Consider the following 22,171-nt stretch of genomic DNA (forward strand, 5'->3'; position numbering starts at 1 on the left):
TCCGTACGGGGCGACCCGTAGTCTGGAGCCATGTCTTCGGCTGTTCCACTCAATGTGGGTATCACACGTTCTGCAGATTCGGGAGCGTCGCGCGCCGACGGCGAGAAGCGCGTACTGCTCGCGGAACCCCGCGGCTACTGCGCCGGCGTGGACCGCGCCGTCGAGACGGTGGAGAAGGCGCTCGAGAAGCATGGCGCCCCGATCTACGTGCGCAAGGAGATCGTCCACAACCGGCACGTCGTCGAGACGCTCACCGATCAGGGTGTCGTCTTCGTCGACGAGACCGACGAGGTTCCGGAGGGTGCGCTGCTGGTGTTCTCCGCCCACGGCGTGTCTCCCGCGGTCCACGAATCGGCCGCGGCGCGCAACCTGCGCACCATCGACGCCACGTGCCCGCTGGTCACGAAGGTCCACCAGGAAGCCAAGCGCTTCGCCCGCGACGACTTCGACATCCTCCTGATCGGCCACGAGGGCCACGAGGAAGTGGAGGGCACCGCCGGCGAGGCCCCCGATCACGTGCAGCTGGTCGACGGACCCGACTCCGTCGACGCCGTGACGGTCCGCGACGAATCGAAGGTCATCTGGTTGTCGCAGACCACGTTGAGCGTCGACGAGACGATGCAGACGGTCGCCCGGCTGCGGGAGCGTTTCCCGAATCTGCAGGACCCGCCGAGCGACGACATCTGCTACGCCACCCAGAACCGTCAGGTCGCCGTCAAGGCGATGGCGCCCGAATGCGACCTCGTCATCGTCGTCGGATCCCGCAACTCCTCGAACTCGGTTCGTCTCGTCGAGGTGGCACTTGGTGCGGGCGCGAAGGCGTCGTACCTGGTCGACTACGCACGCGAAGTGGATCCGGCCTGGCTCGACGGTGTCCGGACGGTCGGGATCACCTCGGGTGCGTCCGTGCCGGAGATCCTGGTGCGTGGTGTGATCGATCTGCTCGACGAGCACGGATTCCACGACGTCCAGCCGGTCACGACGGCCAACGAGACGCTGGTCTTCGCACTGCCGCGCGAGCTGCGGGCCGCGCGGACCTGATCGGCTCGCGACCCGCCCCGTCCCTGCTCTAGCGGGGCTGCTCCGTCTCGAACGGCGGCTCGTACCGGTCGCGGTAGCGCACCTGCGGAATGGGGTGGGCAGGCACGTCGGGGTTCGGCCGGGGTCGCGGCGTCGTCCGCGGCGGCACCGAACGTGGCGCCTGAGTGGTGCGCGGAGGTGCCGAGCGGGGTGCCTGCGCTGCCCGGTCGACCATCGGCGGTGGAGGCGCTGTGCGTCCGCCCGACGAGGACGAGCGGCGAGGCGGTGGGGTGGCCGCCCGTCGCGCCGAGCGGGGGTGCTCCCGTGCGGCGTCCTTGTCACGCGTCCGACGCGGCGGCGGAGACTGCTCCGACTCCTCGGCGGCGCGCCGAGGGCGGGCGGCGCGTGGCGCCCGCTGCGCGCGTCGCCGCTCGGACGTGCGAGCGGGACCGGTCTTGCGTTGCTGCAGCAGGAACAGGCGGAGTCCGCCGATCAGCAGGGTCACCACGGTGGCGGCGAGCATCACCGGAAAGCGGTTGACCAGTGGATACGCGACGTTGATCGCCAGGTCCTTCAGTGCGGTGCTGTTCTCCTCCGCGATGAGACTCTGCCCGAGCGGCACCGCGACGAACAGGATCAGCGGCGGCTGGACGATCGCGGTGAACAGCGCGCGGTTGCCGGCAGCCGCCGCGGCGAGGACACAGCCGAGGAAATAGAACGTGGAGAACGCAGCCGTGAGTTCGGTGCCACGAGCCGCATCGACAGCGAATCCGACAAAGGTGACTCCGACGGCCAGGAGAATGACACCCCACCAGGGGAGACCGGGGACCGTAGGGACAATCGACCGCCTGTCGAGCGGCACCCCAGAGCGAGCACGTTGGGTTGCAGACACACAACGACAGTAGCGGCAACTTGTTAACTAGCCTCGTTGGCGTGACCGGTAGAGCCTGAGAGATCCTCGAGATTTGTGCGTCTCGGCCACGAATCGACGGCGCTGACCTCGGTGACGTCGCCGTCGAACACGTCGAGGTCGTGAAGCTTGCGGGCGGTCACTGTGACCCGGGACTCCATCGACGCGACGGTGAGATTGAACGAGTCGACGGCCTTGCCGAGTTGGGAGCCGAGACGGTCGAGGTGCGCGCCGACCGTCCCCAGCCGCGAATACAGCTCCCGGCCGAGCTGGTGGATCTTCGCGGCGTCCCGAGACAGCGCCTCCTGGCGCCAGGTGTGCGCGATGGTCCGCAGCAATGCGATGAGCGTGGTGGGGGTGGCGAGGATCACGTTCCGTGAGAACGCGTGCTCGAGCAGCCCGGAATCGGCGGTCAGCGCCGCGTCCAGGAACGGATCACCGGGCACGAACAGCACCACGAACTCCGGCGTCGGGTCGAACGACTCCCAGTACGTCTTGTCGGCCAACTGGTCGACGTGCGTCCGCAGCTGCCGGGCGTGTCTGGAGAGGTGCTGTTCCCGGGCGGCCGGGTCTTCCGTCTGCGCGGCGTCCAGGTACGCCGCGAACGGGACCTTGGCGTCGACCACGATCTGCTTGCCGCCCGCGAGGTACACGAGCAGGTCGGGACGGACACCCTCCTTCGACACCTGGGTGTCGAAGTCGCAGTGCCGAACCATCCCGGCCAGTTCGACCACCCGCTCCAACTGGATTTCACCCCACCGGCCCCGGATCTGCGGCGCCCGCAGCGCCGTGACGAGTCTGTTCGTCTGCGTGGACAGCATCTGTGACGTGCGGTGCATGCCCTCGACCTGCTCACTGAGTCCGGCGTACGCGTGAACCCGGCTGCGTTCGACGTGGTCCACCTGTTCCGCCAGCGCGCCGACGGCCTCGTGCAGCGGCCCGACCAGTCGCGAGATCTGCTCGCCGATCGCACCCGAGTGGCGGCGGGCAGAATCCTCGCTGACGGCGCCGAGTGACTGCCGCAGCAGGGCCTCGTTCTCGCGCAGCGCGGCGAGCTGTGCCTCCGCTCGCGCCGCCCGATCACCGCTCCGCGCCGCGTGCAGCAGCCACCCGAGGGCGGTGCCCGCGGCGAGCGCCAGGAGCATTCCGAGTGCAGCGAGTGCATTCATGTGGCTCATGGTGCACCGACCCACCGACATGTGGGGCACCGCCCAGCTACATGTGGGGCACCGCCCCGCTACATGTGGGGCACCGCCCCAGCGACACGTCGAATCGCTCGGACGCCACGCGGCCGAGGTGTTCGAGGTTGTCGGCACGGTGCTCTACGGTCTCGGGACATGAGGATCCTGCACACTTCGGACTGGCACATCGGACGCACGTTCCACGGGGTGGACCTGCTCACCGACCAGGCCCGTGTGCTCGACGCGATCGCCGCCCTCGTCGCCGAGCACGGCATGGACGTCGTCGTCGTTCCCGGTGACGTGTACGACCGGTCGATCCCGAGCGCGGACGCCGTCACCGTGTGCAACCGCGGCTTCGAAGCGATCCGGGACGCCGGCGCGGTCATCGTCGCCACGTCCGGCAACCACGACTCCGCGGCGCGGCTCGGGGCGGGTGCCGCGTTCTCCCGCGCGGGCGGGCTGCACCTCATGACGACGGTCGCCGGGATCGGCTCGCCCGTCGTGCTCGAGGACGCGCACGGTCCCGTCGCGTTCTACGGCATTCCCTATCTCGAGCCCGAGATCACCCGCGCGCAACTGGACGTGCCGACCGCGCGGTCGCACGCCGAGATCCTCGACGCCGCGATGGACCGTGTCCGCACCGACCTCGACAGGCGGAACGACACCACACCGCTCACCAGGTCCGTGGTGCTCGCCCACGCGTTCGTCGTGGGCGCCGAGGCCACCGGGTCGGAGAGGTCCATCTCCGTCGGCGGCGTCGAGACGGTGTCGGCTTCGGCCTTCGGCGGGGTCGACTACGTCGCGCTCGGCCACCTCCACTCGCCCCAGACCCTCGCGGAAAACATCCGGTACTCGGGTTCGCCGCTGCCGTACTCCTTCGGCGAGCGCACCCACAGCAAGGCGGTCTACCTCGTGGATCTCGACGCCGACGGACTGCGGACCGTCGAGCGGGTCGACCTGCCGGTGGTCCGCGGTCTCCGACAATTGACAGGGACGGTGCAGGAGTTGCTCGAGGACGACACGTACCGCGACGCCGAGGACTGCTACGTGTCGGCGGTGCTCACCGACCCGGAACGCCCGGTCGACGCCATGCGCTCACTCCAGACCCGCTTCCCGTTCGCCGTTCACCTCGAGTGGCAACGCCCCGAGGGCGGCGACGATCTGCGCTACCGGGACAAGGTGCACGGGCGCAGCGATCTGCAGATCACGCGCAGCTTCCTCACCGACGTGCGCAGCGAACCGTCGACCGGCGAGATCCGGCTGGTGGAAGCCGCACTCGGCTTCGCCGACCGGGCCGGCGAAGACACCGCCGAGGTCGTCGCGCTGGAACAGACGGCATGAGGCTGCATCGACTCGAAGTCGAAGCCTTCGGGCCGTTCGCAGGATCCGTGGAAGTCGACTTCGATCGGCTCGGCGCGGACGGGCTCTTCCTGCTGCACGGTCATACCGGCGCCGGTAAGACGACAGTCCTCGACGCGGTGGCGTTCGCGCTGTACGGCACGGTGCCCGGGGCACGGAAGGACGGCAAGCGCCTCCTGTCCGACCACGCGCCCGCCGGTTCCGTTCCCACGGTGACGCTCGAGGCGACGATCGCGGGCCGGCATCTGCGTCTCGTCCGCAGCCCCGAGTTCGAGCGTCCGAAGCGCCGTGGGTCGGGGACCATCAAGGAGAACGCGAAGGCCACGCTCACCTGGCTCGACGGCCGCGGGGAGAACCTGTCACGAATCCCCGACATCGCCGACGAGGTCGGTCGGCTGATGGGTATGAGCGCCGACCAGTTCTTCCAGGTGGTTCTGCTGCCGCAGGGGGAGTTCGCGAAGTTCCTGCGCGCCGACAACGAGGAACGCGGTCAGCTCCTGGAGAGGCTGTTCGACACCACCCGATTCGGGACGGTGGAGGAGTGGTTCCTCGACCGCAGGCGCACCAGCGCCCACGACCTGGACGAGCATCAACGGGCCATCGACGTGCTGCTGGCACGGGTCGCGACGGCCGCGGGTATCGAGGGAGGCGCAGATGCCGATCCGGTGACCTGGGCCCACAAGCTCGAGGACGAGGCCCGCGAGACCCGTGACCTGGCTGCGGACGACCTGCAGAACGCCAAGAGCCGGGCGAAGATGGCCCGCGACGCGCTCACGGAGGCGCGCCGCGTCCTCGAACTCCAGAACCGCAGGCGGCGAGCCGAGGCGGAACTCGAGGCCCACGCAGCGGGGGCGGCCCGGCGGGCGGTCCTGGTCGCCGAATTGGCGGATGCGCGCCGGGCCGAACCTGTCGCGACCGTCGCGCACGAGGCCGACGCCGCCCGGGCCAAGGCTGCGGCTGCCGCGCGGAACGTCGAGGCGATCACGGACGGATTGCGCTCGACGGCGGGCGGCGCCGATCTCGTGGCGGAGTTGTCCTGGCCTCCGACCGCTGACGAACGGGAGCACATCCGGTCGAGTATCCGGGCCTGGCGTGACGAGATCGTGCGCCTCGACGGAGCACTCGCCGAATCCTTCGCCGCCGACCGGCTCGCTGTCGAAGTGGAGCGACTGCACGCCCGGCAGGTCGAACTCGCCGAGGCCGGTGACGCGCTGACCCGGGAGCGGGAACAATTGCCGCTCGCTCTGCGGGAAGCGGAGAAGGCGCTCGACTCGGCGCAGAAGGCCCGCGCCGCACTCCCGGCCCTCGTCGATGCCCGGGACCGGGCGGCCGACGCTGCCTCGGCGGCGGCGGATGTCCGCACCCGCCGGGCCGAGCGTGATCGACTCGAGCGCGGCGTGCTCGATGCCCGGCGACAGCACCAGGACGCGCGCGAGCACTGGCTCGACCTGCTGCAACGTCGGATCGCGGGCATGGCCGCCGAATTGGCAGGCACGCTCGAGGACGGTGTCCCGTGCCAGGTGTGCGGTTCGCCCGAGCACCCGCAGCCTGCCGAACCGTCCGAGCTGTCGGTCACGAAGGCCGACGAGGACAAGGCCCTCGCAGCGGAGCAGAAGGCTGCGGCGGCGCTGACGACCGCGACCGAGAAATTGGGCGCGGTGGAGCGCGCGATCGACGTGCTCGTCCAGCGCGGCGGCGACGGTGACGCGGACGAACTCGCGCAGGCACTCACGGCCGCGGAGGCGGCGGTGGGGGAGGCGACTGCGCTCGGCGACGAGGTCGAGCGTCGGTCCGCATCACTCACCGAACTGCGGGAACGCGAGAGTCACCTGCAGGAACGGTCCCGGGACCTGGGCGTCGACGCCGCCACCGTGGCCGAGAGGATCACGGCGAGCACGACACAGCTCGGGGAGATCCGGGCCCGAGTGAGCGAGGCGGCGGGCGACGACCCGAGCGTGGAGGCACGCCGCGCACGACTCGACGCGCTTGCGGAGTCCGCATCCGAACTGCTCGACGCGCGGGACGCCGGTGCCGGAGCCGAGTCGGCGGCCCGTGAACTCGCGGCCAAGGCCGAAACGCTGGCCGGGGATGCCGGTTTCGACAGCTCTGCCGACGCCGTGGCCGCGGTCCGGACGGCCGCCCGTCAGGGTGAGATCGAGGCCGTCCTCACGGCGGCGCGGGACGCCGAGGTCGGGGCGCGCAGCGTGCTCGACGACCCCGAGGTCGTTGCCGTCGCCGAGGCAGATCCCGTGGAACTGGCGTCCGTCCAGCACGCGCACGACGTGGCCGCGGAGGTCGTGAACGTCGCCGTCGCGGCGGCATCCGACGCCGAGCGCCGACTGCTCGATCTGGAACGGTTCGTCGGTCAACTCGACAAGGCCGCCGAGGCGATCGCGCCGATGCAGGCCGCGCACGAGGAGTTGGCCGCCCTCGCCGAGGTGATCGCGGGCCGTGGCCAGAACGCCAGGAAGATGTCGCTGCGGTCGTATGTGCTGGCGGCCCGGCTGGAAGAGGTGGCCGTCTCGGCATCCGCGCGGCTCGGCCGGATGTCGGCGGGACGGTACGAGTTCGTCCACAGCGACGAGGCCGGTCCGAGAGGCCGCCGCGGTGGCCTGGGGCTGGACATCCGCGACGACTACACCGGAGTGGTGCGTTCGGCCAAGACCCTGTCAGGCGGTGAGTCGTTCCTGGCGTCGCTGTCGCTGGCGCTCGGTCTCGCCGATGTCGTCGCGGCGGAGTCGGGAGGCGTTGTCCTCGACACGATGTTCATCGACGAGGGATTCGGCACCCTCGACGCGGACACCCTCGACTCGGTGATGGGCGTCCTCGACGAGCTTCGTGACGGCGGCCGGGTGGTCGGGATCGTCAGTCACGTCGACGAGATGCGTCAGCGAATCCCGAGCCGGCTGCACGTGATTCGCGGACGCACCGGCTCCACGGTGGAGGTCGTCGCCGGCTGAGTGCCGGTCAGTCCGCCTTGGGCGCGACGGCGGCCTCGTCGACGGTGACGCCCTCCCGTTCGGCGTCGTCGAGGTCGTCGTTCGCGGCGTCGGCGTCGGCGATGTTGCTTTCGGCGCTGTGCTCGTCGATCTGCTCACCGATGTAGCGCACCACCACGGCGGCGACGGCGGCGGCGGGCACCGCGAGGAAGGCGCCGACGATCCCGAAGACGGAGGCGCCGGCGGTCACGGCGAGCAGAACCACCACGGCGTGCAGTTTCATGCTCTTGCTCTGGAGAACGGGCTGCAGCACGTTGCCCTCGATCTGCTGCACCACGAGGATGATGATCAGCACGATCACCGCGGTGGTGAGGCCGTTGGCCACCAACGCGACGAGCACGGCGAGAGCACCGGCGACGAATGCACCGACGATCGGGACGAAGCCACCGATGAACGTCAGGATCGCGAGGACCGGTGCGAGCGGCACACCGAGAATGAGCAGTCCGGCGCCGATGAAGACGGCGTCGATGAGGCTGACCAGTGCCTGCGTCCGGATGAACCCGCCGAGCGTGTCCCACATGCGGCCCAGCACCACTTCGAGGTGACGGCCCGCGCGGCCGCCGCCGACGGAGTGCAGCCACGGGATGAACCGCGGGCCGTCCTTGATGAAGAAGAACGACAGCACCAGCACGAGGCCGAGCGTGAGCAGTAGGGAGCTGGCAGTGCTGACCCCGGTGAACACACCGGACGCGATGACCGTCCCACTCTCCTGCACCTTCACGACGATGGTGTGGATGCCCTGCTCGATCTGATCGTCCTGCAGGTTGATCGGCGGACCCTTCAACCAGTCCTGCACCTGGTTGATGCCCTCGGTGGCCTTGTTGGCCAGCTCGGGTGCCTGGTTGACGACGGACGGCACGATGCCCGCGATGATTCCGGCCACGACGGCGATGAACACGACGAGCGACGTCGCGGCGGCCGCCGCCGGGGGAATACGTCGTCTCGTCATCGCCCGGGTCGGCGGCCACAGCACCGTGCACACCACGACGGCCAGGAGCACGGGGAGGACGATCACCCACAGCTTTTCGATGATCCACCCGAACAACAACGCACCCAGCGAGATGGCCACGAGGACCAGTGACCACTTGGCCAGCCACATCGCACCCACCCCGATGAGATGCCCGCGGTCCGGTTTCGTGACCGTGCTCCCGGACGGTGCCGGGGCTTCCTTCTCCGTCACAGATGGTCCTCCCTGCCGTGTCTGCTCAGTTGATCAGTACTGACAGTACTGGGGGACGCCGGGACGGCCCGGTGTGGTCAGCAGCAGCGGGCACCTGGGTTCGCGTCGGCGTCCGCATAGCGCGCCTTCCAGTACTCGCGCTCGGTCGGCACCTCGGCGTCCGGATGGTTCCGGCGGAGGTGTTCGACGTACCTGCTGTAGTCGTGGTCGCCCATCAGCGACCCCGTCCACCACCAGGCGGTCCGGACGGCCCGCACGACCCTATTCATCATGGTGATGTGCCCTGTCCGTGTGGGTGTGCGCAGCACCGGGCGCGCGCACCGCTCCCGACGCGATGAGTTCGTTCCATTCCTTGTCGAGTTCCTTCTCGGCGGCGGTGGGGACGAACCCGGCAGGCGCGAAGATCTTCGACGGCTGCTCGGGTGACTCGGTGGTCGGCAGTCCACCCGCCCGGAACGCCTTGATGCACACGAGCACTCCGGCCACCACGACGACGAGGACGAGGCCGGCGAACACGATCGACAGGGTCCCCTGGATGAACGTGTTGCGGATGACGGCGTCGATGGCCTCGGGGGTCTTGGCGGAACCGAAGCTGGTCTTGCCGGCTTCCTTCGCTTCCTTGAACGCGGCGTGCTGGGACCAGTAGCCGACGGCGGTGTTGCCGGAGAAGATCTTCTGCCAGGACGCCGTCATGGTCACGATCAGGTCCCAGACGAGGGGAACGCCGGGAATCCATGCCCACTTGAACAGGCCCCTCTTCATGACGATGGCGAGGACCACGGTCAGCGCGATCGCAGCGAGCAACTGGTTCGCGATGCCGAAGAGCGGGAACAGGGTGTTGATTCCGCCGAGCGGGTCGGTGACGCCCATCAGCAGGATTGCGCCCCACAGGCCGACGACGGCCAGCGAGCACACCCAGGCTCCGACGCGCCACGACGGATCCTTGAACTTGCGGGCGGGTCCGCCGAAATTGCCGAGCGAGTCGGACAGCATGAACCGGGCGACACGGGTGCCTGCGTCGACGGTGGTGAGGATGAACAACGCCTCGAACATGATCGCGAAGTGATACCAGAACGACTTGAGGGCGGCGCCGCCGAGGAACTGGCTGAGCACTTCCGACATGCCGAACGCGAGCGTCGGGGCACCGCCGGTGCGCGAGATGATCGACTCCTCGCCCACGTTCTCCGCGGCCTGCGCGAGCGTGTCGGGGCTGATGTTCGGGCTGGACAGTCCGAGGCCGTTCACATACGCGGCGGCCGTCTCGGGGGTCCCGCCGGTGAGGGTGGCCGGCGCGTTGAGCGCGAAGTACAGGTGCTGGTCGATGATGCACGCGGTGACGAGCGCCATGATCGCGACGAACGACTCGGTGAGCATGCCCCCGTATCCGATCAGCCGCATCTGCTTTTCCTTCGCCAGCAGCTTGGGTGTGGTGCCGGAGGAGATGAGGGCGTGGAAGCCGGACAGCGCGCCGCACGCGATCGTGATGAACAGGAACGGGAACAGCGAGCCCGCGAACGCGGGGCCGTTGCCCTGGATGGCGAACGTCGTGACGTCGGGCATCTTGATGGTGGGCTGCGCGACCAGGATGCCGATGGCCAGCAGGATGATCGTGCCGATCTTCATGAACGTCGACAGGTAGTCGCGCGGGGCCAGCAGCAGCCAGACGGGCAGGACGGATGCGGCGAAACCGTAGGCGATCATCAGCCAGGCGATGGTCACCTTGGAAAGCGTGAACCAGTCGGCGCCCCAGCCGGTGTCGGCGACCCAGCCGCCGGACACGATGGCGAGGAGCAGCAGCACGACGCCGATCAGCGACACCTCGGCGACCTTGCCCGGGCGCAGGTACCGCAGGTAGACGCCCATGAACAGGGCGATCGGGATGGTCATGGCGATGGAGAAGACGCCCCACGGGCTTTCCGCGAGCGCGTTGACGACGACGAGGGCGAGCACCGCGATGAGGATGATCATGATGACGAAGACGCCGATCATGGCGGCGACACCGCCGACGAGGCCGAGTTCGTCGCGGGCCATCTGACCGAGGCTGCGTCCGCGGCGTTTCGTCGAGATCCACAGGACGAGGAAGTCCTGGACGGCCCCGGCGAAGACGACGCCGATGATGATCCACAGCGTGCCGGGCAGGTAGCCCATCTGCGCGGCGAGGACGGGACCGACGAGGGGGCCTGCGCCGGCGATGGCGGCGAAGTGGTGCCCGAACAGCACCCGCCGGTCCGTCGGCATGTAGTCCTTGCCGTTCTCCAGGATCTCGGCGGGCGTGGCCCGGTCGTCACGGGGTTGGACGAGTTTGCGCTCGATCAGCCGCGCGTAGAAGCGGTAGGCGATGAGATAGGTGCAGACGGCGGCCACCACGAACCAGACGGCGTTGATGTTCTCGCCGCGGATGAACGCGATCATCACCCAGGCGATGCCGCCGAGAAGGCCGAGGACGGCGAACGTGATCCGCGCCGCCGGTGAGATGGGGGTGCGGTCCACGACGCCGACCGCTGGCAGATCCGGATCCGTTTTCAGGTACTCGATCTCGGATTCGGGTGCGGCTCTCAGGGCCATCGCGAACTCCTTCCCAGCGCCCCCGTCGTCATTGTGTGCCAGGGGTGACGCCGTCGACAGATGCCACATCTCTTGTGGCCCCCGTCACCCTATTGCGCCGACGTTCGGTTCGACGAAAAAACGACGTCAGAAGCGAGACGAATCGGCGTCGATCCAGTCGGTGAGCCACTCCGACGGCGGATCCTCGAGCAGTTCGCCGGGCATCAGCCACTCGTACAGTTCCGCGTAGGTGCGGGTGGTGACTCCGTCGATTCGCCGGTTGAGCATCGACGGTGTCAGTTGGTCGAAGCTGTCGAGACCCATCGATGCCACCATCTGCTGGGCGCCGGCCACCGTCGACTTCTGGAACCGGAACACCCTGGCCGCCTTGTCGGGGACGTCGAGTGCGCGGGTCCGCGCCGGGTCCTGGGTCGTCACCCCGACGGGGCAGCGGTTGGTGTGGCACATCTGCGCCTGGATGCACCCGACGGCGAACATCATCGCGCGGGCGGCCAGCGTGAAGTCGGCGCCCTGGATGATCCGTTTGACGATGTCGGATGCGCTGGCGACCTTCCCGGACGCGCCGATCTTGATGCGGTTCCGCAGTCCGGCGCCGGTGAGCGCGTTGTGCACGAGCATCAGCCCCTCGGTGAGGGGCATGCCCATGTTGTCCTCGAATTCCACTGGACCTGCACCGGTTCCGCCCTCGGAGCCGTCGACGATGACGAAGTCCGGGGTGACGTCGCGTTCGAGCATCGCCTTGCAGATGCCGAGGAACTCGGTGCGCGATCCGACGCACAATTTGAACCCGACGGGTTTGCCGCCGGAGAGCTTTCGCAGGGTAACGATGAAGTCGATCAGCTCGTTCGGGGTGGAGAACGCGGTGTGCGAGGGCGGGGAGATCACCGTCTTCCCGACCGGCACGCCGCGCGTCTCGGCAATCTCCCGCGACACCTTCGCCCCGGGCAGCACACCGCCGAGCCCGGGTTTCGCGCCCTGCGACAACTTGATCGAAATCGCCTTCACCTGCTCTGAGGCTGCATGTTCGGCGAACTTGCCGGGATCGAAGTGACCGTCGTCCGTCCGGCACCCGAAGTAGCCGGACGCGATCTCCCAGATCAGGTCGCCGCCGTGCTTGCGGTGATACGGGCTGATCGCGCCCTCGCCGGTGTCGTGCGCGAACCCGCCGCGCGCGGCCCCGGCGTTGAGGGCTTCGATGGCGTTCGCGGAGAGCGAGCCGAAGCTCATCGCCGACACGTTGAGAAGCGCGATGTCGTAGGGCCGTTCGCAGTCGGGGCCGCCGATGCGCACGGTCGGCGGCTCGGGCGGTGCCATCCGGGCGCGCAGCGAATGGGCCATGAACTCGTAGCCGACGGCGTGCACGTCCCGTTCGGTGCCGAACGGCTCCTCGGCGAGGGTCCCCTTGGCCCGCTCGTAGACGAGGTCGCGGGTGTCCCGGTCGAAGGGCGTTCCGTCCGTGGATGATTCGACGAAGTACTGCTGGATCTCGGGGCGAATCTTCTCGAGCAGGAACCGTGCGTGCCCGAGCACCGGGTAGTTCCGCAGAATGCTGTGCCGCCGTTGCAGCAGATCCCATGTCCCGAGGGCTGCGAGCGCGAGAAGGACGACCGCGGCGAACCACCACCCGGTGGCAACGCCGAGGGCCAGGGCGAGAGCACCCAGTCCGAGGATCCATAACGCGAGGACGATCAACCAGCGGGTCACTCGCTGAGACTAGAACCTCACGTGAGTGCCGACGCGTACTCCGGCGCACTTTCCCACTCACGGGGGAGACAGGTGGGATAGTGGACGCACGAGGTCAGCTGCCACGACAGGGGGATGTCATGACGGAGTCATCGAGCAATCCGGAGGTGTCGAGCAATCCGGTGCCGCCGAAGCCCGGCGACACGGGTGCGTACGGCTACCAGTACCCGACGCAGCAACAGCAGCCGCCGCAGTCGCAGCCGTACCCGGGCCAGTACGGCCCGCCGCCGCTGCCGCCCTCGAACGCCGGCTGGGCGGTGGCCGCCGTGCTGTTCTTCTGGCCGCTCGCGTTCGCCGCGTTCAACCACGTCCACGACGTGTACCCGAAGTGGGCGATGGGCGACTACCAGGGCGCCCAGTACGCGTCCGACCGCGCCAAGGCGCTCGGCAAGATCGCCCTGTGGATCTGGGTGGCGCTGATCGTCGTCTTCGTCATCGGGTACGCCATCCTGATCATCGCCCTCGTCGCGAACAGCAATACTTCGAGCTGGTGAGGCCGATGGTCGTTGATACGGCCCCGACGCCGTAGAATCCAACGACCGTGAGCCTTACCCTCGGAATCGTCGGACTGCCCAACGTCGGCAAGTCCACCTTGTTCAACGCGCTGACCAACAACGACGTGCTGGCCGCGAACTACCCGTTCGCGACCATCGAACCCAACGTCGGCCTGGTCGAACTGCCCGATCCGCGGCTGTCCGAGCTCGCCCGGATCTTCGGTTCCGAGCGCATCCTGCCCGCCACGGTGTCGTTCGTCGACATCGCCGGCATCGTCAAGGGCGCCTCCGAGGGCGCCGGCCTCGGCAACAAGTTCCTCGCCAACATCCGCGAGGCCGACGCGATCTGCCAGGTGGTTCGCGTCTTCAACGACGACGACGTCGTGCACGTCGACGGCCGCGTCGACCCCGCGTCCGACATCGAGGTGATCGAGACCGAGCTCGTCATCGCCGACATGCAGACGCTGGAGAAGGCCCTGCCGCGTCTGGAGAAGGAAGCGAAGAAGAACAAGGAACTCAAGCCCATCCACGAGGAGGCGCTGAAGGCGCAGGAAGTCCTCGACGAGGGCAAGACCCTGTTCAGCGCGAAGGACAAGCTGGACTTCTCGCTGCTGCGCGAGCTGAGCCTGCTCACCACCAAGCCGTTCCTGTACGTGTTCAACGCCGACGAGGCCGTGCTCACCGACGAAGCGAAGGTCGCCGAACTGCGCGCCTCCGTCGCCCCCGCGGACTCCGTGTTCCTCGACGCCAAGGTCGAGCAGGAGCTGCTGGAGCTGGACGAAGAGGACCGGCAGGAGATGCTCGACTCCATCGGACAGTCCGAGCCCGGCCTGCACGCACTCGCCCGCACCGGCTTCCACACCCTCGGCCTGCAGACCTACCTCACCGCAGGTCCGAAGGAATCCCGCGCCTGGACCATCCACAAGGGCGACACCGCCCCGCAGGCCGCCGGCGTCATCCACACCGACTTCGAGCGCGGCTTCATCAAGGCCGAGATCGTCTCCTTCGACGACCTCGTCGCCGCCGGGTCCATGGCCGCCGCCAAGGCCGCAGGCAAGGTCCGCATGGAGGGCAAGGACTACATCATGGCCGACGGCGACGTGGTGGAATTCCGCTTCAACGTCTGACAGCGGTTCCTCGCACGAGGATTCCGACGACGCCTGCGCCGACGAGTGAGATCAGCCCGGTGGTGACGGCGGCGTAGTTCCAGCCCGACACCATGCCGTCGACGGTGCCTACCGGGTCGAGAGCGATGATGCTGACGACGGTGACGCCGATGGACGAGCCGAGGTAGCGGGCGGTGTTGTTGGCGCCGCTGCCGAGTCCGCCCTGGTCGGCGGGCACGCTGGCGACTGCTTGGCGGCCGAGGCCGGCGTTGAGTAACCCGCTGGCGACGCCGGCGAGCAGTAGTCCCGGGACGAGGCGCAGCAGGGACGAGTCGGGGGTGAGGCCCGTCATCGTGAGCATGGCGGCGCCGACGCCGGCGAGTCCGATGACGAGTTGCGGCGACCCGGCGAGTCGCGCCGGGAGTGTGCGCGCGAGCAGTGACGCCACGACGCTCGTGCCCGACCACAGGGCGATCACCCCGGCTGCGGCCAGCGTGCTGACGTGCATCGTCTTGACCAGGAACGTGCACGCGAACGACATCAGACCGATGATGCCCGCCCCGGTCGCGAGGGCCGCGAGGGTGGCAGCGAGGAAGTCGCGTCGACGGAACAACGCGAGGTCGAGCATCGGGAACGGTCGCCGCCGCTCGACCGCGACGAAGGCGAGGGTGAACGCGGCCGCGCCGGCGCCGCAGAGCACGGTGGCAGCGATGTTGCCCTGTCTGCCTTCGACGAGTGCGACGAGCACCAGGACCATCGCGGCGCACAGCGTGACCGCGCCCGGAACGTCGATCCGCTTCGGGACGGCGGAGCGTGATTCTGCGAGCGCGCGTGTCGCGACCTGTCCGATCACGAGTGACGCGGCGGCGAGTGCCCAGTACAGGCCACGCCACCACCCGGCGAGGTCGAGGAGGCCCGCGAGGACGGGACCGACGGCGATGCCGGCGCCGACGCTCGCGCCCCAGATTCCGCTCGCGGTTGCCCGCGCCGCCGGTGTGGTGAAGGCGTGTGCGACGGCGCCGAGGCTGGCCGCGATGAATGCCGCGCCCGCCACTCCCTGGATCAGTCGTCCGACGATGAACAGCACGGGTTCCTGACTGACCGCGCCGACCACGGCGCCCAGCGCGAGAAGCCAGGCACCCCAGTGGAACACCCGGCGCCGGCCGTAGTCGTCGGCGAGTGCGCCCGCGGTGAGCAGGACCGCAGCGAGGCCGACGCTCATCGAACTGAGAATCCACGTCTGCGCTGCGGCGCCCGCCGACAGCGCCGCGGCAACGGTGGGCATGTTGCCCAGCGGGGCGCAGAACGCGACCAGGGCGACGAACGTCCCGAGCGACGCGACGGACAGCGTGGTCGCCGGGCGGGGTGAGCGTGCGCGGATCGGTGGGGCAACCGCTGGTGGTCTGTTCACAAGACTGAACATAGAACCAATTTGGTCTGGTGACAAGACTGAGTTGCGCTAGCATGTGGGAGTGGCACTGGGAATCGGGTACTCGCAGCAGAACTGCAACCTCGCTCGCGCCCTCGAGGTGGTGGGTGAGCGGTGGACGATGCTCGTGCTGCGCGACTGTTTCTACGGCGTCCGCCGCTTCAGTGACCTGCTCGCCCACCTCGACATCTCGCGCGCCGTCCTGACGGATCGGCTGACCGCTCTCGTCGAGGCCGGAGTGCTCGTCCGGGTCGCCGACGGCGGTCATCCCGAGTACGAACTCACCGAGGCCGGAAAAGCTCTGTGGCCGAGCATCTATGCGCTCTCGCAATGGGGTGAGCAGTACGTGTCGCCCGGCAGCTACCCGGGCCGCGTGTTCTCGCACGCGGAGTGCGGAACGCAACTCGATCGTTTCGGGCGGTGCCCCGACTGCGGCACGATCCCGGGCCCCGAGGACCTGGTGGTCGCGCCCGGACCGGGGGAGGCAGTCCGTCCCCGCAGCGACGCCGTCGCCGTGGCCCTGCGTGCACCCCGCCGGATGCTCACTCCGCTGCGTCCGCGCAGCGACGCCTGATCGGCGCGACCCTTACGCCGCGACGCGCAGGGGCGGTTCGAACGTCGCCCGCACCTGCAGCCACTGGGCGAGGATCTGGCATCCGGTGAGCCCGCTCGCATCGAGTGGTTCGCTGGCGTACGCGACGTGCCGCCCGCCCCGCGCGTTGACGACGCGCACACCGCGCCAGGCGAGGCGCGGCGGAAGGTAGCCGAGCACCTCGATCGCCGCGGTCCGCAGCCTGCGGAGGTCGGTGCGCCACTGCCGAGGGCTGACGCGTGTCTTGGTCGCGTTCTGGAAGCTGTTGTGGCGGATCAGTTCCCATGTCTGCGCAAGCCACGTCCGCAGCGCGCGAAACGACATCCACCGGGTGAGGTCCGCGATGTCGCGGACGTAGCTGTCTTCGCTGGCATTGCAGATCATGTCGTCCGGGTGCGCGATCCACTGGACCGGTACGGAGTCGGGGATCGGGGCGCCGTCGCCCGCGACACCGCGTCCGCGGCAGCCCGGTACCACCCCCGCGGGTTGCTCGGGGTCGGAGACGAGACCCACCGCGGAGAGGTTGTCGGCGCGCAGAACGCCGGAGGCTATCTGCCCGAGCACCTCGCGGATCACGGTGCATCCCTGCGAGTACCCGATCAGCATGACCGGTCCCGGAGCGTCCTCCATGGCGTCGATCAAGCGGCGGACGCCGACCTCGGTGCTCTCCCGGTAGCTGAGCCCGCCCGCGGCGACCGGCCCGTACGACGCCGGATAGCCGACCCACCGCGACACGAACCGGTCGTCGAGGGCATCGGTGACGTCACGCAACAGTCCGGAGACGTGGCGTCGGTGGTCATCGGGGTGGGACTCTCCGGTGCCACCGACGGCGAGAACGGTCACCTGGAACATGGCTCCCATCATGCCGACCGCGAGTAAGGATCCGTTCGGTCGACCCTGAGAAGTTCCTGGCAATCGGACGCCGTGGGATGTCACCCGATCGCCAGCGCGATCAAGGCCACCAGCGGGGGCACACTCTGCGACAGTGCGCCGACGACGCCGTCCCCGCGCTGTCGGCTGAGCGCCATCCGGTCCGAAAGGGCCAGGGCGATGCCGGCCAGGAACATGAAGAGGCAGGTGTAGACGACGAGGGTGCGACCCGGAGTGTCGTGACCCGCCCACCACAGGACGACGCCGGCGATGGCGCCGGAACCGAGGAACAGGTTGTAGAAGCCGACGTTGAACGCCCACAGATGGGCGGCGGGCACATCGCTGCCGGGGATGCGGAAGATGCCCTCGTGCACCGACGGCCTGCGGAACAGGACCGATTCCCACACGAACGCCAGCAGGTGCACGCCTGCGGCGACCAGTGTGGCGATCTGGGCGACGATGGTCACGGCGCACCCGCCCCGGTCGCGAGTTCGACGCCGTACCGATTGGTGACCTCGTGCAGCAGCCGGTCCATTTCCGCCGGCGAGTGCCCGCCGCGGCCGACCGCGTCGAGATCACCGAAGAAGCCGCTGTTGGATGCCCCGGCGGAGACGAGGAGGAAGTCGGCGGACTCGGAGAGGACCGTGAACGTATTCATCGTTCCCGCCTCGACGGCGATGGTTTCCCCCGCCGCGAGCTCGTACCCGGTGTCTCCGGCCTGGACGAGAATCCGGCCGCGCAGCACGTGGTAGGACTTCGGCCACGGTTCGGCGTGCAGTGGGCCGTCCGGCGCATTCCGGGACGCTTCGACGAGGAAGACTTCGTACGCTCCGCCGGCGTGATCGCCGCCGACCAGGACCGTGATGTCGGCGTCCGGTGCGGTGAGGTGCCTGCCGTCGCCTGCTCTGTTTACGTGAACGTGGGTGGACATACTGCGACGGTAGGACCGGCGTACCCCGCTGCCCATCCCCGGAATCTGGGATGGTGGTGTGCCTGTGACCAGCGCATACTGTGTTCATGCTGGAGGTCCGGGCGGAAAAGCTGCGCCGCGAGGTGCTCGCGGTCGCGGGATCGGGCGCCGGTGTCACACAGCTGCACGAGCGCGCCCTAGAACTAGTCGGTGAGACGGTGCGCAGCGACCTGACGTGCTGGGCGATGCTCGACCCGGAGACGCTCGCGATCAGTTCGATGACCAGCGGGCGTAGCCGGATCCCGCAGCAGTACGAGCCGCTGCTCGCCGAATCGGAGTACAACGGCGACGATCCGGGCACGTTCGCCGAACTCGCCCGCAGTGGTCGAACCGTCGCGCGGGCCTCGGACCTCCCCGCGGACGAGGTCGCGCACAGCCTCCGTCACGGCGCGGTGTGGGCGCCGCTGGGGCTCGGCAGCGAGGTCCGCCTCGTGTTCCGCGTCGACGGCGTGTGCTGGGGCGCAGCCGGATTCGTGCGGTCCGGACCGGATTTCACCGACCGTGAGCTCGAGTTCCTCACACTCGTGGCCCCCGGCCTGGCGGTCGCGACACGGGCCGCGTCCGTGCACGCCCCGGCGATCTCCGGTGGCGGCGACCAGGGTCCGGCGGTGGTGCTGACCGATGCCGCCGGCGATCCGGTCGCGCTCACGGCCGCTGCCCGCGGTTGGCAGGATCGCTTCGACGAGGTGGCCCCGGGCAGGCTGACCGTCGTGTTGCGGGCCGCGACGTTCGGGGCGCGATCCAGCGGTTCGGGGATCTTCAAGGCGCGTGTCCGCGATGCGGAAGGTGGCTGGATTCTGGTGCGCGCCACGGCCTTGATCGGCGGCGACGAACCGCAGACTGTGGTCACCCTCGAACCCGCGGTCGGCGGCGAGCTCACGGGACTGCTGCTCGCGGCCTATGCGGTGACCGCACGCGAACGTGATGTGTGCGCCGACGTGATCGCCGGCTACGCGACGTCCGAGATCGCGGACCGCCGCGGCATCACGGTGAACACCGTCCAGGACCACTTGAAATCGGTGTATGCGAAGGCCGGGGTCCGCAGCCGCGCGGAACTCGCCGCGCGGCTGCGGACCGGTCGCGAGCACTAGCTGCGGCTCACGAACCGGCCCCGCCGGAACACGCCTCCTGCGCGGCCGCCCACGTCGAACTGTCGACCCCGGGAGGAGCGCTCGACGCGTCCGGAGTTCCGCCCTCAGGCGGGGTCGAACCGTCGCCGCCCTCCGGCGGTGTCATCTCGCCGCCGGGCGGCGCCATTCCTCCCGGTGCGCCGCCACCGGCCTGGTCGGGCGGTGCGGGTACGCCGTTCTCCTCGAGGCAGGCCTGGAGTTCATCGCTTATCGTCGCGGCCGGGGCGCCGCCCTCCACGGCGGCGCTGCTGGTGTCGGTCGACGAAGTGCCGGACGACGCCTCGCCCGAACTACACGCGACGACGGAACATGCGAGACCGACAGCCATCGCCGCTCCACCGATGCCTCGAACCAATTGTGAACGCATGATCGATGCCGTTCCCTTCTGTGAGTGAGACACCACTACACCGCGGGAGGCTGAAAGAACTCTGCGTGCACGCTGGAAGGGCACTGTCAGCGCGGTTCGGGCCGCTCCTGGTAGCACTTGAAACTCAGTGCGAGACGACCACGCCCGTGTGTCATCGAGCGCAGCGCGACCGGATAGTCGGTGACCTCGCTGGTCGGCACCGACGCGATCACGGTGACCTCGCCGTCCCCTGCCGGTTCGGTGCCCTCGATCTGGCCGCGCCGCCGTCCGAGATCCGCCATCACGTCACCCTGAAGCGCCGACGGCACCGTGACCTCGACGTGGTCGACGGGTTCGAGGACGAGGGTGCCCACCTTGTCGATGGCCGCCCGAAGGGCGAGTGCCCCCGCCATCCGGAAGCTGAAATCGTCGGAGTCGACCGAGTGATGCTTGCCGTCGAGAACGGTGGCCCGTAGGTCGACGAGCGGAAACCCGTGCCTGCCTCCGCGTCCCATCGATTCGGCGATCCCCTTGCCGACCGCGGGAATGAGGGACTTGGGTATCACTCCACCGCGGGTCTCGTCGACGAACTCGTAGCCCTCGTCGCGGGGGAGCGGCTCGAAGCGGACCGTCGCCACCCCGAACTGGCCATGGCCGCCGCTCTGCTTCTTGTGGCGGCCCTCCGTCTCCACGGTGCCGAGCAGCGTCTCGCGGTAGGCGATCTTGACCGGTTCGGTCTGGAGGGTGATGCCGTACCGCCGCTTCAACCGGGTCAGCGCCACCTGCACGTGCACGTCGCCCGCGCCCCGGACCACCGTCTGGTGGGTTTCGCTGTCGCGGGTCACTTCCAGCGTCGGGTCGTCGCTGACGAGCTCCGCCAGGGCGGTCGCCAGTTTGTCCTCGTCGCCTGCGCTCTCGGCGGCCACGGCGATCCCGTAGACCGGACGCCGGTGCACGATCGGAGGCACGGTGAGGGACGAGCCGATCGGCGCGAGGGTGTCGCCCGTCGACACGTCGGTCAGCTTGATGGCGCCGACGATGTCGCCCGCCTCCGCGGTGTCGATCGCGGTGTGCTTACTGCCGAGGACGCGAAGGAGGTTGTGCAGGCGCTCCTTCGCGCCGGTGCGCTGATTGACGAGGACGTCATCGGCGTGCACGGTGCCGGACAGGATCTTCACCAACGCCACCTGCCCGACGTATTCGTCGGTCTGCGTCTTGAAGACGTACGCGAGCGGGTCCCCCGAGGGATCGCACCGCACCTCGGCGACCCCGTCACCGCGCACTTTGGCGACCCCGTCACCGCGCACCTCGATGCCCGGGACCTCCGACGGTGCGGGCGCGATCCGGCACACGAAGTCGAGCAACCGGTCGACGGCGATCGCATCGACGGCCGACCCGCACAGCACCGGCCACAGCGAGCCCGCCGCGAAACCCGCGCGGAGCGCGTGCTCGAGTTCGGCCACGGAGATGTCCTCCCCGTCGAGGTACTTCGACAGCAGGTCGTCCTCGATCTCGACCACGTCCTCCACGAGATGCTCGTGCTGTTCGTGCTCGCGGTCGGCGATGTCGGCGGGCAGTTCGTCGCTCGTGTTCGCGGACCCGCTGTCGTAGAGGATGACGTGCTCGGTGAGGAGATCGGCGACCCCGGTGAACGCCGACGCTTCGCCTACGGGCAGGTCGACCGGCTCGACTCCCGACCCGAAATGGTCGCGGATCCCGGCAAGGACGACATCGAACGACGCCCGCTCCTTGTCCATCTTGTTCACGAACAGGATGCGTGGGATGGATCGCTCGCCGGCCACCTGCCACAGCAACTCGTCGTTCACCTGCAGACCGCTGACTCCGTCGATCACGAACACGGCGACGTCCGCGACCCGGAGCGCGGTCGTCGCGTCGCCGACGAAATCGGCGTAGCCCGGCGGGTCGAGGAGGTTGATCCGGTAGTCGCCCCACGAGAAGGAGGCCAGGCCGAGCGTCAGCGACTGCGTGCGGTCGTGCTCCTCGGGCTGGGTGTCGAGCACGGTGTTACCGCTCTCGACGCGTCCGGGCCGGGTGACGACACCGGCGCGGAAGAGCATCGCCTCCGCGAGCGTCGTCTTCCCGTTACCCTGATGTCCCACCAGAGCGATATTGCGGATCAGATCCGTCTCGGTCGTCACTGCTACCCCCACCACAGCACTGTCGTTGGGTCGCTCCCGACGATACCGCGCGCGCGACCGCCGGTGAGGCGTTATCTTCCACCTCGACAGGTGGGCGCGACGTCGGTCCACCACACCC

At 69.0% G+C, this 22,171-nt stretch carries 19 protein-coding genes; 7 read left to right on the forward strand and 12 right to left on the reverse strand.

Annotation, left to right across the window (positions count from 1 at the left end):
* Window positions 1-30 precede the first annotated feature (30 nt).
* The gene (locus HGB39_RS03580) at window positions 31-1,041 is read left to right on the forward strand and encodes a 4-hydroxy-3-methylbut-2-enyl diphosphate reductase (RefSeq protein WP_005239003.1); all 1,011 of its coding nucleotides are present in this window, start codon (window positions 31-33) and stop codon (window positions 1,039-1,041) included.
* A 28-nt stretch (window positions 1,042-1,069) separates the two neighbouring features.
* On the opposite strand, the gene HGB39_RS03585 is transcribed toward HGB39_RS03580, so the two are convergent.
* A complete protein-coding gene (locus HGB39_RS03585; protein ID WP_064079891.1) occupies window positions 1,070-1,912 on the reverse strand; it encodes a DUF6542 domain-containing protein in 843 nt (280 codons plus the stop codon).
* Window positions 1,913-1,935: 23 nt separating this feature from the next.
* Window positions 1,936-3,099: a DNA recombination protein RmuC gene (locus HGB39_RS03590; protein WP_005560524.1), complete on the reverse strand. Its 1,164-nt coding sequence runs from the start codon at window positions 3,097-3,099 to the stop codon at window positions 1,936-1,938.
* 168 nt (window positions 3,100-3,267) lie between these two features.
* On the opposite strand from HGB39_RS03590, the gene HGB39_RS03595 reads away from it, so the two are divergent.
* Window positions 3,268-4,452 (forward strand): exonuclease SbcCD subunit D, encoded by a 1,185-nt coding sequence (locus tag HGB39_RS03595; protein WP_005560523.1) that lies wholly within the window; start codon window positions 3,268-3,270, stop codon window positions 4,450-4,452.
* Window positions 4,449-7,430 (forward strand): AAA family ATPase, encoded by a 2,982-nt coding sequence (locus tag HGB39_RS03600; RefSeq protein ID WP_005560522.1) that lies wholly within the window; start codon window positions 4,449-4,451, stop codon window positions 7,428-7,430. The genes HGB39_RS03595 and HGB39_RS03600 overlap by 4 nt, the downstream gene beginning before the upstream one ends.
* 7 nt (window positions 7,431-7,437) lie before the next feature.
* On the opposite strand, the gene HGB39_RS03605 is transcribed toward HGB39_RS03600, so the two are convergent.
* From HGB39_RS03605 to HGB39_RS03620, 4 genes are all read right to left on the reverse strand, one after another.
* Window positions 7,438-8,649: an AI-2E family transporter gene (locus tag HGB39_RS03605; RefSeq protein ID WP_005560521.1), complete on the reverse strand. Its 1,212-nt coding sequence runs from the start codon at window positions 8,647-8,649 to the stop codon at window positions 7,438-7,440.
* Between the two features lie 77 nt (window positions 8,650-8,726).
* Complete coding sequence (locus tag HGB39_RS03610; protein WP_037202947.1) at window positions 8,727-8,918, reverse strand: YbdD/YjiX family protein; 192 nt, start codon at window positions 8,916-8,918, stop codon at window positions 8,727-8,729.
* A complete protein-coding gene (locus HGB39_RS03615) occupies window positions 8,911-11,214 on the reverse strand; it encodes a carbon starvation CstA family protein (protein ID WP_043786831.1) in 2,304 nt (767 codons plus the stop codon). Before HGB39_RS03615 ends, HGB39_RS03610 begins: the two co-directional genes overlap by 8 nt.
* A gap of 126 nt (window positions 11,215-11,340) precedes the next feature.
* Window positions 11,341-12,918 carry an FMN-binding glutamate synthase family protein gene (locus HGB39_RS03620; protein ID WP_005560518.1) on the reverse strand — a complete coding sequence of 526 codons (1,578 nt, stop codon included), beginning with the start codon at window positions 12,916-12,918 and terminating at the stop codon, window positions 11,341-11,343.
* A 119-nt stretch (window positions 12,919-13,037) separates the two neighbouring features.
* On the opposite strand from HGB39_RS03620, the gene HGB39_RS03625 reads away from it, so the two are divergent.
* On the forward strand, window positions 13,038-13,451 hold the full coding sequence (locus HGB39_RS03625; RefSeq protein ID WP_005560516.1) for a CD225/dispanin family protein: 414 nt from the start codon (window positions 13,038-13,040) through the stop codon (window positions 13,449-13,451).
* A gap of 47 nt (window positions 13,452-13,498) precedes the next feature.
* The gene (gene ychF, locus HGB39_RS03630) at window positions 13,499-14,578 is read left to right on the forward strand and encodes a redox-regulated ATPase YchF (RefSeq protein ID WP_005239054.1); all 1,080 of its coding nucleotides are present in this window, start codon (window positions 13,499-13,501) and stop codon (window positions 14,576-14,578) included.
* Here ychF and HGB39_RS03635 read toward each other — a convergent pair.
* Window positions 14,568-15,968, reverse strand: a complete 1,401-nt coding sequence (locus HGB39_RS03635; protein ID WP_005560513.1) for an MFS transporter — start codon at window positions 15,966-15,968, stop codon at window positions 14,568-14,570. The genes ychF and HGB39_RS03635 overlap by 11 nt on opposite strands.
* Before the next feature lie 55 nt (window positions 15,969-16,023).
* Here HGB39_RS03635 and HGB39_RS03640 point away from each other — a divergent pair, with 55 nt between their 5' ends.
* A complete protein-coding gene (locus HGB39_RS03640; protein WP_005560511.1) occupies window positions 16,024-16,560 on the forward strand; it encodes a winged helix-turn-helix transcriptional regulator in 537 nt (178 codons plus the stop codon).
* 12 nt (window positions 16,561-16,572) lie between these two features.
* Here HGB39_RS03640 and HGB39_RS03645 read toward each other — a convergent pair whose 3' ends face one another.
* The 3 genes from HGB39_RS03645 to HGB39_RS03655 all read right to left on the reverse strand — a co-directional run bounded on the left by HGB39_RS03645 (window position 16,573) and on the right by HGB39_RS03655 (window position 18,379).
* Window positions 16,573-17,442 carry a cutinase family protein gene (locus tag HGB39_RS03645; RefSeq protein ID WP_005560509.1) on the reverse strand — a complete coding sequence of 290 codons (870 nt, stop codon included), beginning with the start codon at window positions 17,440-17,442 and terminating at the stop codon, window positions 16,573-16,575.
* A 68-nt stretch (window positions 17,443-17,510) separates the two neighbouring features.
* Window positions 17,511-17,915 carry a DUF1304 domain-containing protein gene (locus HGB39_RS03650; RefSeq protein WP_005253691.1) on the reverse strand — a complete coding sequence of 135 codons (405 nt, stop codon included), beginning with the start codon at window positions 17,913-17,915 and terminating at the stop codon, window positions 17,511-17,513.
* Entirely contained in the window at window positions 17,912-18,379 is a 468-nt protein-coding gene (locus HGB39_RS03655) for a cupin domain-containing protein (protein WP_005560505.1), read from the reverse strand. The genes HGB39_RS03650 and HGB39_RS03655 overlap by 4 nt, the downstream gene beginning before the upstream one ends.
* 86 nt (window positions 18,380-18,465) lie before the next feature.
* Here HGB39_RS03655 and HGB39_RS03660 point away from each other — a divergent pair, with 86 nt between their 5' ends.
* On the forward strand, window positions 18,466-19,509 hold the full coding sequence (locus HGB39_RS03660) for a helix-turn-helix transcriptional regulator (RefSeq protein ID WP_037202957.1): 1,044 nt from the start codon (window positions 18,466-18,468) through the stop codon (window positions 19,507-19,509).
* 7 nt (window positions 19,510-19,516) lie between these two features.
* On the opposite strand, the gene HGB39_RS03665 is transcribed toward HGB39_RS03660, so the two are convergent.
* Together HGB39_RS03665 and HGB39_RS03670 are read right to left on the reverse strand one after the other, a co-directional pair.
* Window positions 19,517-19,876 carry a hypothetical protein gene (locus HGB39_RS03665; protein WP_005567029.1) on the reverse strand — a complete coding sequence of 120 codons (360 nt, stop codon included), beginning with the start codon at window positions 19,874-19,876 and terminating at the stop codon, window positions 19,517-19,519.
* A gap of 125 nt (window positions 19,877-20,001) precedes the next feature.
* Window positions 20,002-22,053: an elongation factor G gene (locus tag HGB39_RS03670; RefSeq protein WP_005567027.1), complete on the reverse strand. Its 2,052-nt coding sequence runs from the start codon at window positions 22,051-22,053 to the stop codon at window positions 20,002-20,004.
* Window positions 22,054-22,171 lie beyond the last annotated feature (118 nt).

Source organism: Rhodococcus opacus (genome assembly GCF_012396235.1).
Lineage (GTDB): Bacteria > Actinomycetota > Actinomycetes > Mycobacteriales > Mycobacteriaceae > Rhodococcus_F > Rhodococcus_F opacus.